The 13,792-nt window shown below is 43.3% G+C and carries 19 protein-coding genes and 2 tRNA genes; 3 read left to right on the plus strand and 18 right to left on the minus strand.

The features are described 5' to 3' along the window. Positions 1-3: 3 nt before the first annotated feature. The 11 genes from MHH52_RS21925 to MHH52_RS21975 form a co-directional block, all read right to left on the minus strand. A complete protein-coding gene (locus tag MHH52_RS21925; RefSeq protein ID WP_340004442.1) occupies positions 4-381 on the minus strand; it encodes a hypothetical protein in 378 nt (125 codons plus the stop codon). 21 nt (positions 382-402) lie between these two features. Then, positions 403-1,761, minus strand: a complete 1,359-nt coding sequence (gene dnaB / locus MHH52_RS21930; protein WP_340004443.1) for a replicative DNA helicase — start codon at positions 1,759-1,761, stop codon at positions 403-405. Then, positions 1,727-2,077 (minus strand): hypothetical protein, encoded by a 351-nt coding sequence (locus MHH52_RS21935; protein ID WP_340004444.1) that lies wholly within the window; start codon positions 2,075-2,077, stop codon positions 1,727-1,729. The genes dnaB and MHH52_RS21935 overlap by 35 nt, the downstream gene beginning before the upstream one ends. Then, a complete protein-coding gene (locus MHH52_RS21940; RefSeq protein ID WP_340004445.1) occupies positions 2,055-3,014 on the minus strand; it encodes a hypothetical protein in 960 nt (319 codons plus the stop codon). The genes MHH52_RS21935 and MHH52_RS21940 overlap by 23 nt, the downstream gene beginning before the upstream one ends. 21 nt (positions 3,015-3,035) lie before the next feature. Continuing rightward, positions 3,036-3,224 carry a hypothetical protein gene (locus MHH52_RS21945; protein WP_340004446.1) on the minus strand — a complete coding sequence of 63 codons (189 nt, stop codon included), beginning with the start codon at positions 3,222-3,224 and terminating at the stop codon, positions 3,036-3,038. An 11-nt stretch (positions 3,225-3,235) separates the two neighbouring features. Then, complete coding sequence (locus tag MHH52_RS21950; RefSeq protein ID WP_340004447.1) at positions 3,236-3,541, minus strand: hypothetical protein; 306 nt, start codon at positions 3,539-3,541, stop codon at positions 3,236-3,238. Positions 3,542-3,697: 156 nt separating this feature from the next. Further along, entirely contained in the window at positions 3,698-3,907 is a 210-nt protein-coding gene (locus tag MHH52_RS21955; protein WP_340004448.1) for a hypothetical protein, read from the minus strand. Continuing rightward, positions 3,897-4,196 carry a hypothetical protein gene (locus MHH52_RS21960; protein ID WP_340004449.1) on the minus strand — a complete coding sequence of 100 codons (300 nt, stop codon included), beginning with the start codon at positions 4,194-4,196 and terminating at the stop codon, positions 3,897-3,899. Before MHH52_RS21960 ends, MHH52_RS21955 begins: the two co-directional genes overlap by 11 nt. 9 nt (positions 4,197-4,205) lie before the next feature. Continuing rightward, a complete protein-coding gene (locus tag MHH52_RS21965; RefSeq protein WP_340004450.1) occupies positions 4,206-4,721 on the minus strand; it encodes an XRE family transcriptional regulator in 516 nt (171 codons plus the stop codon). 131 nt (positions 4,722-4,852) lie between these two features. Then, positions 4,853-5,155: a hypothetical protein gene (locus MHH52_RS21970; protein WP_340004451.1), complete on the minus strand. Its 303-nt coding sequence runs from the start codon at positions 5,153-5,155 to the stop codon at positions 4,853-4,855. Between the two features lie 2 nt (positions 5,156-5,157). Further along, positions 5,158-5,409 (minus strand): helix-turn-helix transcriptional regulator, encoded by a 252-nt coding sequence (locus MHH52_RS21975; protein WP_340004452.1) that lies wholly within the window; start codon positions 5,407-5,409, stop codon positions 5,158-5,160. Between the two features lie 126 nt (positions 5,410-5,535). On the opposite strand from MHH52_RS21975, the gene MHH52_RS21980 reads away from it, so the two are divergent. The 3 genes from MHH52_RS21980 to MHH52_RS21990 all read left to right on the plus strand — a co-directional run bounded on the left by MHH52_RS21980 (position 5,536) and on the right by MHH52_RS21990 (position 8,119). After that, a complete protein-coding gene (locus MHH52_RS21980) occupies positions 5,536-5,934 on the plus strand; it encodes a helix-turn-helix transcriptional regulator (protein WP_340004453.1) in 399 nt (132 codons plus the stop codon). Positions 5,935-6,011: 77 nt separating this feature from the next. Next, on the plus strand, positions 6,012-6,887 hold the full coding sequence (locus MHH52_RS21985; protein ID WP_340004454.1) for an ImmA/IrrE family metallo-endopeptidase: 876 nt from the start codon (positions 6,012-6,014) through the stop codon (positions 6,885-6,887). Between the two features lie 80 nt (positions 6,888-6,967). Then, positions 6,968-8,119 carry a tyrosine-type recombinase/integrase gene (locus MHH52_RS21990; protein ID WP_340004455.1) on the plus strand — a complete coding sequence of 384 codons (1,152 nt, stop codon included), beginning with the start codon at positions 6,968-6,970 and terminating at the stop codon, positions 8,117-8,119. Positions 8,120-8,229: 110 nt separating this feature from the next. Here MHH52_RS21990 and MHH52_RS21995 read toward each other — a convergent pair. The 7 genes from MHH52_RS21995 to pyrF all read right to left on the minus strand — a co-directional run bounded on the left by MHH52_RS21995 (position 8,230) and on the right by pyrF (position 13,754). Then, positions 8,230-8,303 (minus strand) — tRNA-Ile (locus MHH52_RS21995). A 44-nt stretch (positions 8,304-8,347) separates the two neighbouring features. After that, a tRNA-Met gene (locus MHH52_RS22000) sits at positions 8,348-8,424 on the minus strand. An 82-nt stretch (positions 8,425-8,506) separates the two neighbouring features. Next, positions 8,507-8,671, minus strand: a complete 165-nt coding sequence (locus MHH52_RS22005) for a hypothetical protein (protein ID WP_019909365.1) — start codon at positions 8,669-8,671, stop codon at positions 8,507-8,509. 112 nt (positions 8,672-8,783) lie between these two features. Beyond that, on the minus strand, positions 8,784-10,268 hold the full coding sequence (locus MHH52_RS22010) for an extracellular solute-binding protein (RefSeq protein ID WP_340004456.1): 1,485 nt from the start codon (positions 10,266-10,268) through the stop codon (positions 8,784-8,786). A gap of 448 nt (positions 10,269-10,716) precedes the next feature. Next, positions 10,717-11,922, minus strand: coding sequence for an IS4 family transposase (locus MHH52_RS22015; RefSeq protein WP_340004457.1), 1,206 nt, complete (start codon positions 11,920-11,922; stop codon positions 10,717-10,719). Between the two features lie 450 nt (positions 11,923-12,372). After that, positions 12,373-13,011 carry an orotate phosphoribosyltransferase gene (pyrE, locus tag MHH52_RS22020; RefSeq protein ID WP_340004458.1) on the minus strand — a complete coding sequence of 213 codons (639 nt, stop codon included), beginning with the start codon at positions 13,009-13,011 and terminating at the stop codon, positions 12,373-12,375. Then, positions 13,008-13,754: an orotidine-5'-phosphate decarboxylase gene (pyrF, locus tag MHH52_RS22025; protein WP_340004459.1), complete on the minus strand. Its 747-nt coding sequence runs from the start codon at positions 13,752-13,754 to the stop codon at positions 13,008-13,010. Before pyrF ends, pyrE begins: the two co-directional genes overlap by 4 nt. Positions 13,755-13,792 lie beyond the last annotated feature (38 nt).

A 13,792-nucleotide genomic window follows, 5' to 3' on the forward strand; every position in this document is an offset into this window, starting at 1 on the left:
CCTTTACATTAATTCGTTCAGTGAGACATTGAATCTACCCTGCGACTTAGGTGCAGCAACTGGTGTTGTAATTGCAGCAGGGATAGGCTCTACAGGCTGTCCCTTGATATCGTAGTATCTCAACACAATGGCATATCCCTCAGCATCAGTAAGCATTGCCATTCCACCTGACTGCTTCTTTTTTGCCTCTGCTTGCATTGCTTCCAAGCTCTTCGCGACGGTCTTTCCTTCAGTCATGATTTTCTCAGCGGCTTCATGATTAGCATCAATGTGTTGGATAAGAAAATTACCGATAACTTGAACATAGGGGTTTCCTTTGGTTGCTTCCATTTCAGCTCTTAATTTTGCAATAGCCTGTTCCATGATTATCAATCCTTTCATGTGCGAAATTGGTAGATCCATCTATGCTGAATATGAATGCGCCCTTTCATAATTCACGAACTTATTAAAGTTCTTCAAAAACACCAGTTCAACCGTTCCAGTAGGACCATTACGGTGCTTAGATATGATAATTTCGATAATATTTTTCTTCTCGGTCTCCTGGTTGTAATAGTCATCCCGATAAAGGAAAGCAACAATATCAGCATCCTGTTCAATTGAACCTGATTCACGTAGGTCACTCATAATCGGACGTTTGTCCTGGCGCTGTTCAACATTCCGACTGAGTTGAGACAACGCGATAACCGGCACATCCAATTCACGGGCAATCTGCTTCAACACTCGGGAAATTTCTGAAACCTCTTGTTGTCGATTTTCCCCACGCTTTCCACTACTTCCCTGGATCAGCTGCAGGTAATCAATGATGATCATTCCAAGACCTTGTTCTCTTTTCAAACGCCGACACTTGGCTCGAATATCATGTACAGTGACAACTGGATCATCAGCAATAAAAATGTTCTTGTCTGCAAGTGAAGAAATACCAATCGTCAACTTGCCCCAATCATCATCACTGGTGATATCACCCATTCTCAAATCATTCGCGTCGAGGTTAACCTCAGCGCACACCATGCGTTGCATAAGCTGTTGCTCTGACATCTCCAAGCTAAATACAGCTATAGGTTCGTCATTTCGAGTTGCTGCATTCTGTGCAATATTTAAGGCGAACGCTGTCTTACCGACAGAAGGCCGAGCTGCAACTATAATTAAATCCTGATTCTGGAACCCGCCAGTAAGCTTGTCCAGATCTGTAAATCCAGTTTCCTTACCACTAGTAGATCCATTCAGTCGATTACTCACACGCTTTTCAATGGTGTCGATATACTCCAAGCCGATTTCCTTCGTGCTTTTGAAATCTTTTTTCGGTGCTGTCTGATCGGACAATGCCGCCGACTTGGTTAAGGCATTTGCTACCACCGTTCCAGCATCATCACTGTCATACACAAGTTCGATCTGCTTATAAGCATCACGAAGAGCTTGGCGTAAGGTGAATTTATCCGCAAGTACACCGATAAAAAAATCAATGTCAGCCGCAGTAGGAGATGAAGAAGCGATTCGAGAAAGGTAATATGTACCCCCTACCTTATCCAGACTTTTCTTATGATTCAGTGTGGACACAAGCGATCTGATATCCACCTGCTCACCATCGTTGTGCAAATCTCGCATAGCAGAAAAAATTGTTCGATTCACAGGGTTGTAAAACATTTCAGGATCTACAGAAATTGCCGTATCCATGGCGTTACCTGTCTCGTCAATCAAAACTGCACCAATCACCGCTATCTCTGCATTCTCATCGTGCGGTAGTTCCCTTATTGATCCTTGCATATAGTTCCTCCTTCCATCCCGGAGGTACTGGCTTAGCGGCAGCTCGGGATCTGTCTCTTTCGGTAAAATAGTCTGATGTCTGATCCTTGGATTTACGCTGATCCCGTAGATCCCCTGACCCACCACGAATTTGCGCAATCTTCGGAGGCCATGGATTAGTTAACATGTGTTGACGAACATTCTCACAGGCAACGTCAAAAGGGAAATCTTTAAGGTTCTCGTGTAGCCGGTCTATTTCAGTGTCACTGGTATCAATCTGATGCGCGTATTCTTCCTTGAGCTTAATGAGCAGATCAATAACTTGTGCTCTCTTCAAACTGCTTTGCCTCCTTTGCTCGACGTTTAAGGTCTGCAAGCTCTTGCTGCTGCTTGGTTAGTCGCTGCGGCGGGGCTGGCAGTGGTGTTTGGGTTTTTGACTCTTTAGGCTTCGTAGTCTTGTTGGCATTCCGCCATGCTGATCTCAAGCCTTTCACGTAATAAGTAAAACTGTTTGGCTGCTCGAAATCTTCTCCCTCGCGTTTTCGCTTTGCCTTGTATTGGCTCTCCATAGTTGTGATGGTAAAGGGTACTGGCATCCCTGCGGCGACCATCTTACCCATGGCTTCGCGATCGTTTGTGGAGACGTGAATGTCGAATTTATCATGCAATTTGCAATAAGCATTTAAAATGGCGATCATCCCGTCCAATTTAGAATCTGGATTGATTTCTTCTGAAAACTCATTTTCTAAAATAGTAGTAGTAGTAATAAGATCTTTAATATCTTTTGCATCGGACATTTTTGTCTGATCACTCGATAAAATTGGTTCGTGATCGGACATATTTGTCTTATCACCGTTGTTATGATCGGACAATATTGTCTTATCGCCGGAATCATGATCGGACATTTTTGTCTGATCAGTATTTAATGAAAGTACATTTTTGTCTGATCGCTTCAAAAGGTCTTTCTTGGATTTCCTAACCCTTATGATCAAACCCCGGGGCGCTCTGGTGATATGGAGGTAACCATGCTCCTGCAGGTCACTTATCCATCTGCTGATGCTTTTGTCGGTAACCCCGAAGTTCCCACCGATTTCAGAAAGCTTCATCGGCTTGCCACCAAGGACAAGTCCCCAGACAGTTCCGTCCTCTTCGACTTCCTTAGTCGTGGAGCTGATGCACCAAGCAAATAGCCATATCGCCGAACCTATGTTGTTGTAATGTTGCGGCGAAAATAGCCCGGAGAAGATCGGAAAAGGAAAGCTGTCTGTTGGCATAAGCTCACCTCTGCTGTATCATCATCGTTTTCCCTTCTTAACCGGCGGGCGTTTCACAATCTCCGTAACGTCCGTGCGGAGAAAGAATGCTAGTTCACCGTCTCCTTTTCGAAGCTTTGCCCATGGTCGGGCAATGCCCCATGTATCCAGTACCTCACCATACAGGCCGCAGCTTGTCCGCACCGTGTCACCTTTGAGTACGAGAAGCATATTGCCGCCCCTTATCTATCAAGGCGAAGCAGCAAGGCTTCACGCAGGATTTCAGTACTCTTATTGTCTAAACGGTCCGCCTGAGAAAGATCAATTTTGTTGATACCGTTAAAAAGGTGTAGCGCGACTTCCAACATGAATTTTTCACACGGACTCCAACCTTTAGATGCTTTCAGCAAAGCTTCCACATGCAAAGACAGTTCTTCAAAATCAAAAAAGTCAGGATTTGATAAGAATTGCTTAAGCTTGTTATGATTCGTAAAAATGTGAAGTAGCCCCCGCCAGTAACGATCCTGATGCAAATGATCTGGAATCATAATGCCAATCCCCTTTCAAATGATTTAATGCGTCAGCCGCATCTTGCAGCGCCAAACCGGAGGAAGGTTACTTCTAAGGTTCGACGTTACAAGATACAGCTGCGGCGGATATCCGCGACCCCTTGCGGGGTTTCGGCCTGTGTCCCTCAGGCCTCGTCAGGCGGTGATGCTTGTACTAAACGCATCATTCATAGCTTTTATTTGAGTTAATTTTTCAGAATCACTTATTTCTCTTTTTAAAATATGGTTAACAATAGCGATAAAAAACCTTCGGGATATATTCATTGCCATATCCGGATCTTGCTGTTCCTCTTTAATTTGATTAAAAGACTCTATATATCTTTGATAGTGATCCTCATAGTCCATACCTCTTAACCCCCTTGCGCTCGTCCTGATCTAAGGGTAAAATGGACGCAACGAGATACTTTAATCGGGTACTCAACGGAGTCCGTCCTGCAAGACGGGCTTTTTTCTTTTGCACTTTGGCATGGTGCATTTCACATTCGTGCAACCAGATCATCATATTCAGCCAACGAATGTTACGTTTTAACTTTATCGGATCAATAAGTTCAGCCTGACGTTTGATCATTTTCAGATTATGCTTAGCGTTTTTAGCTTCAAACCGCGCTTGTGCTTCCAAATCCTCAAATCTCATATCAATTCCTCATTTCATATATTTTTTTAACTTCAACTCGGCGCGATGCTCAGACCATAGGGCTATGTATGAAAATTCATACTTACGGCAAAGGGCGGCTGCATTATGTGTAAGTGCCGTTATTGCCTCAAGCTGTTCCATGATGCCGTTTTTGATAACCTCCCGATCGCCAGTCTTTAATTGTTCAAGGCTCTTCGTGATCGGTAGGGTAAGCAACGCCTGCAATGCTTCCTGAATCTCTTCGATAGTTTTGATATGCGTTGAGCTGGGATGAAGATCGGCGTTATTGAGCCAGGGGACCGAAGCGCCCCCGGTTACCTCAGCTGCCGCAGCCAGTATTAATTGAGCATCATCATAATGAGTCGCTGTAGCCTGCATCACCTGTTTGGAAGCTTTGCGGCTACCATTAACGATCTTACCGATTTGTGAACCATCTACATGGGCGGCTTTCCCAACTTTAGCCAAGGTGACACCCTTACGCTGCATGACTTCTTTTAGCGCTTCGGGAAAATGTCCAACTGCCATATCAATTCCTCCTATATTTGTCCAAGTTATGGGGATGCTATTGGACAGAGGCATGATGTATGATTAATTCAAGCAATTCCCCTTGCCCATGCAATTTTCAGCCGCCTCAGCAATCGCACGGCGGTTTTTTTCTACTCATACCTTTCAGTTTTCAACCAATGGTAAAGATCTGATTTAAGCACTGTAACTGCCTCACCTTTTCGACGGTTTCGGTTTAAGTGAGGAAATGTCGGATGATTAGTAAGTTCGTTCACCTTTGGAGCACTAAGCTTGAGTAGTTTCATAATATGAGCTGGACGGAGCACTTCGGTATATTCACCGTTCAGGCGAAGTTCGGCGAGTTGCCGTTCCAACTTTTCGTTTTGTTCTGCTAAATCAGCCGCAAGACGAAGTGCTTCTGCAAATGTTGAAGGTGTCTTTATTGCTTTTGCCATGGTTAGACCACCTCCTTAGTAGCAGAGTGCTCCTCGATAAAACACGTTTCGTGCGGATCTTGATCAAAAAAAATAGATTGTACTGATCGTTTATAGTGCTTTGCGATTTTTACTTTAATTTCATCCTTGGGCACTCTTTGAGCATTTTCGTACATTTGAAGAGCACTAATACTTATACCTATAGCGTTAGCAGTTTCTTCTCTGGATGCTTCACCGCGTAATAAGATCAACCTTTTTGCAATTAGTTCTTTCATTTTTCCCACACCGCCTCTCAAGTAAAACCACGTTTCGTGTTGTTGGATTAAATATACACCGCACGTTTTGTGTTCTTTATTAAAAAATAACACGTTATGTGTTAATGTATAAGCGGGTGATGAAAAATGGCGACATTTGGTCAAAGATTACGTAAAATTCGTACAGATAACAACCTTACTCAAAAAGATTTTGGAGTATTGTTTAAATTGAGCGAGAGTGCAATTGGTATGTATGAACGGGACGAAAGGGAGCCGCCTTTTAAATTCGCAAATGACATTGCGGATCGCTACGATGTAGATATTGACTACCTCTTCGGTCGTACAGATATACCTAAATCAAAAATCATTAATGCTGAAGATCAATCTGAATTCGAAGCTTTTATCAACAATCCTGAACACGGAATTTTCTTTAGAGACTATCTGTCCGCACCGGAAGAACGCCGTGAGGAAATGCGGGAAATTTTTAAAATACTACAAGAGAAAGAAAAAGGCAGGAAGCCTGGAGATGTTCAAGGAGAAAGATAATCGTAATAAACTAAGCCAGAAATGGCTTTTCTTTTTAATAAAAATAAGAACATATGATCTCATTCGAGGTGACTAACATGAACGATAACTATCACACTCCCCCTCTTGAACAGAATATTACTGAATTGTACCAGAGACACAACATCACCGAACCATCGCATTTATCTATCGAATTATTATCAAAGAAATTTAATGTTTGGGTCCATTATCATAATAAGAGGAGCAAAGGAATCGAAATTTCCAAAGGGGTTTACAGCATGTTCCTTGACAACCGCCTTCCAGAGGATTCTCAGCGCCTTGAATTTTTTCATGAACTCTGTCACTTACTCAGACATGTTGGAAATCAAATAATGATGCCAGAACAATTCACAAAAGCGCAAGAAAATGAAGCTGATCGTTTTGTCTTCTACGCTGCTATCCCTTTTTTTATGATCAAAAGAACAAACATTCCTTCAAATAGAGGTGAAGCGATTGGATACATAGCACGAAAATTCAAGGTCCCGTTAAATTTTGCAAGGAAAAGATTTGAACAAATCGAGGATAGGGTAAGACAAGGGGAGTTCCTTTCTGCTCTCGACTATATCGCTACTAGTGGTGAGCTTATTCGAGACTCACACATTAGTTACAATTGCACTCGAGCTGAAGCTCATATCCAAGCATATTACAATTGGGATGGAGATTGTTCACGTCCAGATACACTTGTGATCGAACAACCTGAAGGATTCGACTGGGACAAACCACTAGACATTGAGGTTGAGAGAAACTATGAAAGCTGTGACATACCTTTGTACCCGTCCAAAGAATCCGCTACCGTGCTCTCTGGAGATCTCTCTATACCTGACCGTAGAGGCTACGTGACCATTAACCTGTCTCGGGTAGCATGGAGACATGGTAAGGCAGTTTCACGTCTATATCTTCCTATGGAAGCAATAGACGATGCTATTAATTTTTGAACTATTATAGTACGCACTGAAAGGAGTGATGCAATTAGGATATGTAAAAATTACGTTGAGAAACATTATAGGAGGTAGTTATGAAAGGAAAGGTATTCAAACGAGGGAAAACTTGGACTTATGTCGTTGATCTTCCACCGGATCAGGGGAGTGGAAAGAGAAATCAAAAAAAGAAAGGAGGCTTTGGAACACAAAAAGAAGCAGATCGTGCATTGGTATCTCTTCTTGCCAGTGTGGATAAAGGAGACTATGTCGCTGAAATCAATCTTACAGTTGCTGATTTTTTTGATATATGGTTAAAAGATTACGCCTTACAGAAGTATAAATCCACCGTTTACGATGTTGAAGAATCCATTATTAGAAGTCGCATTGTTCCCGTTATCGGTCGCCACAAGTTGCAGCAAATCAAGCCCTTGACCATAAACAGATTCTATAATGGATTGTTAGAAAAATATTCTTCAGATTACGTTCGTCACATCCATGCCATTTTGCGTAAAGCTTTTGGTCAAGCTGTGAAATGGGAGATGCTTGTCTCAAACCCCATCGATAAAGTAGAAGCACCCAAACTGCGAAGGAAAGAAATGAAAACTTGGACTATGGAACAATGTTTGCATTTTCTCGATATTGCCAAAGGACACGTGCATTATATTGTTTATTCACTTGCAATTCACACAGGTATGCGTAAAGGTGAAGTTCTGGGATTGAGATGGAGCGATATAGATTTTGAAGCAAAGAGTTTAATGATCCAGCAAACTGTTAATTGGACCCCATCCAAAGGAATTATCATCCAGGATACCAAAACGTCAAGCTCAGCCCGAAGAATTCCAATTGGTAATATGCTTATCGCTGATCTCAAACATCGGAAACAAATTATTGACGCCGATAAACAAACCATCGGAACGGGACATTATAAAGATCATGATCTCGTATGCTCCTATGCTAACGGAGAACCGATTAAGCCACGACGAGTGACAGAGACATTCTCCTTCTTGACAGGTAAGTCAGAGTTACCAAAAATCCGGTTTCATGATCTTAGGCATTCACATGCTTCCATGCTTTTGAATAATGGAATTAATGCAAAAATCGGAGCAGAACGTCTCGGTCATAGTAGCGTACAAATCTATCTGGACAGATATTCTCATCTACTTCCTGACATGCAACGAGATGCGGCAGACTTGATTGATTCGAAGATGCAAATGACCCAAATACCTATAACCGAACCAACGCCGTGACCAGAATGTGACCATTTGCTCTTTCCCCGAGTTCCTAAGCTGACCTCATCCACCTTTTTATAGACTCTAAGACAGCAAAAAACCCTTACAAAGTAAGGGTTTTTGATAAGTGGGCCCTGAGGGACTCGAACCCCCGACCAATCGGTTATGAGCCGACCGCTCTAACCAACTGAGCTAAGGGCCCGGATCTAAAAATATCCGAATGTACAATTGCTGTTGTAAATAAATTGGTTGCGGGGGCAGGATTTGAACCTGCGGCCTTCGGGTTATGAGCCCGACGAGCTACCGGGCTGCTCCACCCCGCGTCAGAAAATATATTCAAACAGCGACAATAAATAATATACATTACAAATTGGGTCTACGTCAAGGATGAATTTATAAAAGTTCTCAAGGCAGAAATCTAACCCCGTATCTTCCTTTGCGGGATCGATAAATTTCTACAAAACGTGGGTCATGATAGCCGTATATCCAGCCATCTTGCTCCAATCTTTTAGCCAAACAACCCGCTTGAAATCTGGTCCTGAACAGTTTCGCGAAGTATATCCAATTCATGATGCCCTCTTCTCCTTTTCGCAAATTTATGATACACCGCTCTGAACTTATCATGCCCAAGTTCCACAAAATAAGCCACCAGAAAACTGGTGGCTTAGGGCATATTCCAAAGTCAATCACCGATCGAGTCGAAATAGACCGTGGAATCTTTTTCAAGTGTATCCAGCATGGTATTCCCTTGCTTCTCCCAAGCTTTGAGTGCATTCTCGACGGTTTTCTTGCCTTGATATACATCAATGAATAGTTGACGTCCAACATCGCTAATTCGGCTAATCCCAGGCTTCTGCATCTGTAGACTGCTCAATAAAGGATCCGTTGCAGGTAAAGGCTTAAGCGTATAAAAAGCTTCCAAATTTACTGAAGGGGTCTGAGCGGTAATATACTCCTTACGCGAAGTCAGTTCACTCCGGTTATGGGCTTTAATTTTGGCAACCTCATTACTGTTGACGAACTTAATCAAATCCCAAGCATCTTCCTTATTAGTTGCCGTAGAACTAATAGCCATCATATTGCCAAGCCATGTTCCAACGGCGACACCCGGTTTCTCCTGAAAGGTTGGTACAGTAACCATCCCCCATTCGATGGGCTTGTAATCTTTGATCTTAGCAGCATTACGCTCTACTCCCGCCAGTTCATTGAGATAACCATATTCCCCAACTACCATTGCCGCTTTTCCTGTGAGGAACAGATCGCCTTGGATTGGACTGTAGGCATTCCCTTCAGTTCCTGCAAAATCCAACCCATTTAACCCAGGTACAATTTGTTTCTTCACCAACTGGCTGTAAGTAGTCCAAACCTGACTCCACTGTGTATTATTTACAGTCATATGCTGACCCTTGTTATCGTACATCGTAAGCTCTAGCGGAGCGACATAGGTCTGCATATCCCAGAAGGGATCACTTAAGTAACGGTTCATCGAGAAGCCGTATATCCGTTTCTCTTTATTTGTTGATTTCTTCGTCACCTTATCTGCCAGCGCGAACACTTCATTCCATGTCATTCCGTCCGTAGGGTAGCCTACTCCAGCAGCATCAAAGATGCCCTTGTTATAATAAAGCGCACTAGACGAGAAGGTCGGCGCCAACGCAAAAAGACTTCCTCTACCTAGCTCACGAACTCCATTCAACATCGTAGGCGCCATATTGCTTAAATCATACTGATCACGCGCTATAAGTGGCTCCAGTGATTGGACAAGATTATGATCCACCAGACTCTTCACTAATACGCTATCACCGACGATCACATCAACTGGCTTATCCCCACCCATAATCGCTCGGATATTCTCCAAATTGTCAAAGCTTACGTCTGGGTAGGTGTTATTATACCGAAGCTCATTCGTATCTATAGCCGGAATAATCTCCAATTTGATTTCTGGATGCTGCAATTCATACATATCTGTAAACTGCTGACGAAAAAACGAATCGTCCTCCCCAGACCATAGACTCCCAATACGCAATACACGCTGCTCCACTGGAGCCTGAGACGGCTCAGCCCAAGCCGTATTCCACCCATCTGAGATTAGTGGTAGTAACAGCGCAGCGCACACCCCAAAGCTTAACCAGCGGCGCCACAGCCGTTTATTGTTTATATGATTCATAATTGTATCCCCCTATAAAATACTTGATTCTTCTACATCTTATGGATAAATAATCCATAATCCTAGTAACAGTATAAAGCTTTAATCAAGAAGGGAAGTTACAGGACGTTTAAAGTTATACTACGATTTCTTCATATTATTCTCATAAAAATGTTACTAGGAGCTTTCGAAGGGTACCGTTATCGAGTAGAAGAGTATAGAGCAACAGCGTGACAGCGCCGCAGTTCCCAATTTCCGACTCGCCTGCTACCTTTCCTGTGAAGGAACAATCGCACCTTCTACGACTGGATAGTTGCACTTTCTACACTAAACATGCATAGAACCTTACATGAAATCGAAAGATATTAAAAAGTAATAATTTTACAGTTCTACTTTTCGAATTAAGAAAAAAAACTAAAGGGCTCTTAAGCGTAGGAGTAATTACCAGAAAAAGTAATTTGGTATGGAGTTAGCTCACGATGATTTTTACGGTTTCTCGCTTGTCACCCGTTCGTGGGGGAGCCTCCGCAGGCTTCGGTATTTTTTGTCTTCCTTTCGAACGCCGTGTCGGCTCAATATCCAGAGTCTGGACGAAAGAATCCCAGTCTCTCGCGAAGTAATATCGCATCTTTCGCAGAAAGTTCCACGGGCTAAGCAATGTCTGTGTTTCCCGTTGAATTAGCTGGCACAGCAAGGCCGTAATCATCCCGATGTAGCATTGGACCCAAATCGCGTTCGGATGATGATTGTGAAATGTAACGGTCGCCAGGTGCTGTTTAATCCACTTAAAAAATAGCTCAATTTGCCAGCGACAGCGATAGATTTCTCCGATATCCTGTGCGGTTAGTTCTTGGCGATTGGTAATGACTTCGTACACCTTACCTTCGTCATCTGAAAACTGTACAAGACGAACCTGAAAGAGTTGTCCTGAGACTTTGTCCAAAATCTCCACGTCAGCATCTCGGGTAATCAGGCCTTCCTTAGGGATCTCTCGTTCCCGAAGCACTGTATATTTCGTCTTGGTTTTCAAACGGGCAACAAAGAGTATGGCCTGCTCTACCCACCGTCTAAAATTACCGTAATTGACATAGCCACGGTCAAAGATGTACGTCGTATCCTGCTTCGTGACCAAACGGTTAACGGCTTGTTGATCCGACACACCGACAGTAGAAAGCACAATTTCATCCGGGAAATGGCAGCCTGACTCTAAGGAGAGCAACCGAGTATGAATCTTTACCCCTTTGGTTTTATCTTGATAAAAGGCCCAGTCCCCTAATACCTTAGGTAGAGAAAACGTGGTGGAATCCACTGGAGCTAATTTTCCAAAGTGCTTGATGCCTTTGGCTCCACGTTGGTGTGCTTTCAATTCTTGAGTCAACTGAGCAAACAGCCACTCTAAATAGGCTAGAGGAATGGCATTCAGTTTGCGATTTAAGGTGGACTCATGGATGGATGAAAGGCCCGTGAATGCTTGAAGATCTAAGTTCGTTTCCAGATTAAGTACGATGTCAGCCAACGATTCCCGTTGCTGGAGTTGGGCCTCGACCAAAAGGGCGATCGCTGAGCCGACAGAAAGCCTTTTGGTATAATGGTCGGTCAGCGGACACCGAAACGAACAAAGTTTTAAGCGAATTAAACACTTGCGTAAAACAGAATTTTGCGTTAAATTACCCATGGATGCTCCTTTTTGTAGAGGGATGTGGGTAACACGCCTACACTTTCTACAATAGGAGTTTTTTTATGGATTGAGAAGTGAAAACAAATCAATATACTCCATATTTAGTAATTTATTAAAACTTTTTTTCTCATGTAGCTTTTGCGCATGTCTAGTGCACTTTCTACAACTATTAGAGCCGAGGTTATTTTCTTTCTCCTTTTAATTGCACTATATGCAGTTAAAAAACGTTACTAGGAGCTTTCGGCGGATACTAGACAAATATAATTGCACAAAGTGCAATTATATTGCCGAATCCTCTAAGGAGAGTTAGTTTTAAGTGCATTAAATGCAACTATTTGTGTTTGGGGTTGTGTCTCTCCTTTTAATTGCACCCTGAGCAGCTTTAAAAATAAAAGCCCCCCACTAAAAAGTGAGAGGCTCGCCTAGACTATACTCATTTAATTAAAATTATACACCAAATGATGACGGATCTTTTCTCCAAGACTTCAGTAATTCTACGTCCGTCGATTCAATTTTGCCTTGTGCAAGAGCCACATCAATCAATGTGCTGTAGTTGGACAAACTTTGTAATGGCATTTCAGCTGCAGCAAAAGCATCCACTGCACGATCCAGCTCGTAGCTGAAGATTGCGAGTACAGCCAGTACTTCTGCGCCTGCTTCTTGCACGGCCTGAGCCGCTTTAATGGAACTTCCGCCAGTGGAGATCAAATCTTCAATAACGACAACCTTTTGCCCTGGTTTAATCAGACCTTCAATTTGATTCTGCTTACCGTGGCCTTTAGCTTTATCACGGATATACGCCATTGGTAGATTAAGTTTATCTGCTACCCAAGCCGCGTGAGGAATACCTGCGGTTGCTGTACCCGCGATCACTTCAGCGTCTGGATACTGGCTTTTAATAAGCTGAGCGAAGGCATCTGCAATATAGTTACGAACCTCTGGGTAAGCCATAGTCAGACGGTTATCGCAATAGATCGGCGATTTGATGCCAGAGGTCCATGTAAATGGCTCCTGTGGACGTAATGCTACCGCTCCAATCTTAAGCAGATAACTTGCTACTTGTTCACTTCTATTTAATGAGCTCATGCTTGGATCATCTCCTCAATAATATTTATTGCTGCCTGACGTGGATCTGGTGAAGCTGTAATCGGCCGTCCCACAACAAGGTAGTGACTACCCTGACGAATGGCTTTTCCAGGCGTCATAACCCGGGACTGGTCGTCCAAGGAAGCACCTGCTGGCCGGATACCCGGTGTAACCGTGCAAAATGCTGGCCCACAAGCTTCTGCGATAGCTGCGGACTCTTGCGGCGAAGCCACTACACCATCTAGACCTGCATGTGCTGCCAGCTTGGCGTATCTTACCACAGTATCCGCTACATCACCTGCGATTCCAATTTCATTATTCATCACTTCTTGACTCGTACTGGTTAGCTGGGTAACTGCAATAATCAAAGGCATCTTAAGGGCTGCATTAGCACTAACTGCTGAAGCCGCACCAATGCGTGCTGCAGCCATCATAGCTGAGCCCCCTGCCGCGTGTACGTTAAACATATCAGCGCCAAGATTAGTCAGACTTTGAGCGCTACCTTTTACCGTGTTAGGGATATCATGCATCTTTACATCAACAAACACAGAATAGCCACGAGATTTCAGCTCTTGAATAAATTCCGGTCCTGCCGCATAGAACAACTGCATGCCTACCTTCATATAGCAAGGAATTCCTTCCAGCTTATCAATCAAGGCTCTTGCCCCAGTAACATCAGGATAATCCAAGGCGATCATCAGACGATTCGCCATTTCTTTCCACTCTACTTCTCCATATCCCATAACCATGCTCCTATCCAGTGCAGACTAAATCCACACCC

The sequence above is a fragment of the Paenibacillus sp. FSL K6-0276 genome (assembly GCF_037977235.1).
In the GTDB taxonomy this organism is placed as follows: Bacteria; Bacillota; Bacilli; order Paenibacillales; family Paenibacillaceae; genus Paenibacillus_AQ.

Excerpts from the sequence above, each read along its gene's own strand:
- MHH52_RS22010 (WP_340004456.1), bottom strand. The coding sequence starts at position 10,268 with ATGAATCATATAAACAATAAACGGCTGTGGCGCCGCTGGTTAAGCTTT.
- MHH52_RS21975 (WP_340004452.1), bottom strand. The coding sequence starts at position 5,409 with ATGAAAGAACTAATTGCAAAAAGGTTGATCTTATTACGCGGTGAAGCA.
- MHH52_RS22015 (WP_340004457.1), bottom strand. The coding sequence starts at position 11,922 with ATGGGTAATTTAACGCAAAATTCTGTTTTACGCAAGTGTTTAATTCGC.
- MHH52_RS21925 (WP_340004442.1), bottom strand. The coding sequence starts at position 381 with ATGAAAGGATTGATAATCATGGAACAGGCTATTGCAAAATTAAGAGCT.
- MHH52_RS21945 (WP_340004446.1), bottom strand. The coding sequence starts at position 3,224 with ATGCTTCTCGTACTCAAAGGTGACACGGTGCGGACAAGCTGCGGCCTG.
- MHH52_RS21970 (WP_340004451.1), bottom strand. The coding sequence starts at position 5,155 with ATGGCAAAAGCAATAAAGACACCTTCAACATTTGCAGAAGCACTTCGT.
- pyrE (WP_340004458.1), bottom strand. The coding sequence starts at position 13,011 with ATGAGCTCATTAAATAGAAGTGAACAAGTAGCAAGTTATCTGCTTAAG.
- MHH52_RS21950 (WP_340004447.1), bottom strand. The coding sequence starts at position 3,541 with ATGATTCCAGATCATTTGCATCAGGATCGTTACTGGCGGGGGCTACTT.
- dnaB (WP_340004443.1), bottom strand. The coding sequence starts at position 1,761 with ATGCAAGGATCAATAAGGGAACTACCGCACGATGAGAATGCAGAGATA.
- MHH52_RS21965 (WP_340004450.1), bottom strand. The coding sequence starts at position 4,721 with ATGGCAGTTGGACATTTTCCCGAAGCGCTAAAAGAAGTCATGCAGCGT.
- MHH52_RS21940 (WP_340004445.1), bottom strand. The coding sequence starts at position 3,014 with ATGCCAACAGACAGCTTTCCTTTTCCGATCTTCTCCGGGCTATTTTCG.
- MHH52_RS21960 (WP_340004449.1), bottom strand. The coding sequence starts at position 4,196 with ATGAGATTTGAGGATTTGGAAGCACAAGCGCGGTTTGAAGCTAAAAAC.
- MHH52_RS21985 (WP_340004454.1), top strand. The coding sequence starts at position 6,012 with ATGAACGATAACTATCACACTCCCCCTCTTGAACAGAATATTACTGAA.
- MHH52_RS21980 (WP_340004453.1), top strand. The coding sequence starts at position 5,536 with ATGGCGACATTTGGTCAAAGATTACGTAAAATTCGTACAGATAACAAC.
- pyrF (WP_340004459.1), bottom strand. The coding sequence starts at position 13,754 with ATGGGATATGGAGAAGTAGAGTGGAAAGAAATGGCGAATCGTCTGATG.
- MHH52_RS21990 (WP_340004455.1), top strand. The coding sequence starts at position 6,968 with ATGAAAGGAAAGGTATTCAAACGAGGGAAAACTTGGACTTATGTCGTT.
- MHH52_RS22005 (WP_019909365.1), bottom strand. The coding sequence starts at position 8,671 with ATGAATTGGATATACTTCGCGAAACTGTTCAGGACCAGATTTCAAGCG.
- MHH52_RS21955 (WP_340004448.1), bottom strand. The coding sequence starts at position 3,907 with ATGGACTATGAGGATCACTATCAAAGATATATAGAGTCTTTTAATCAA.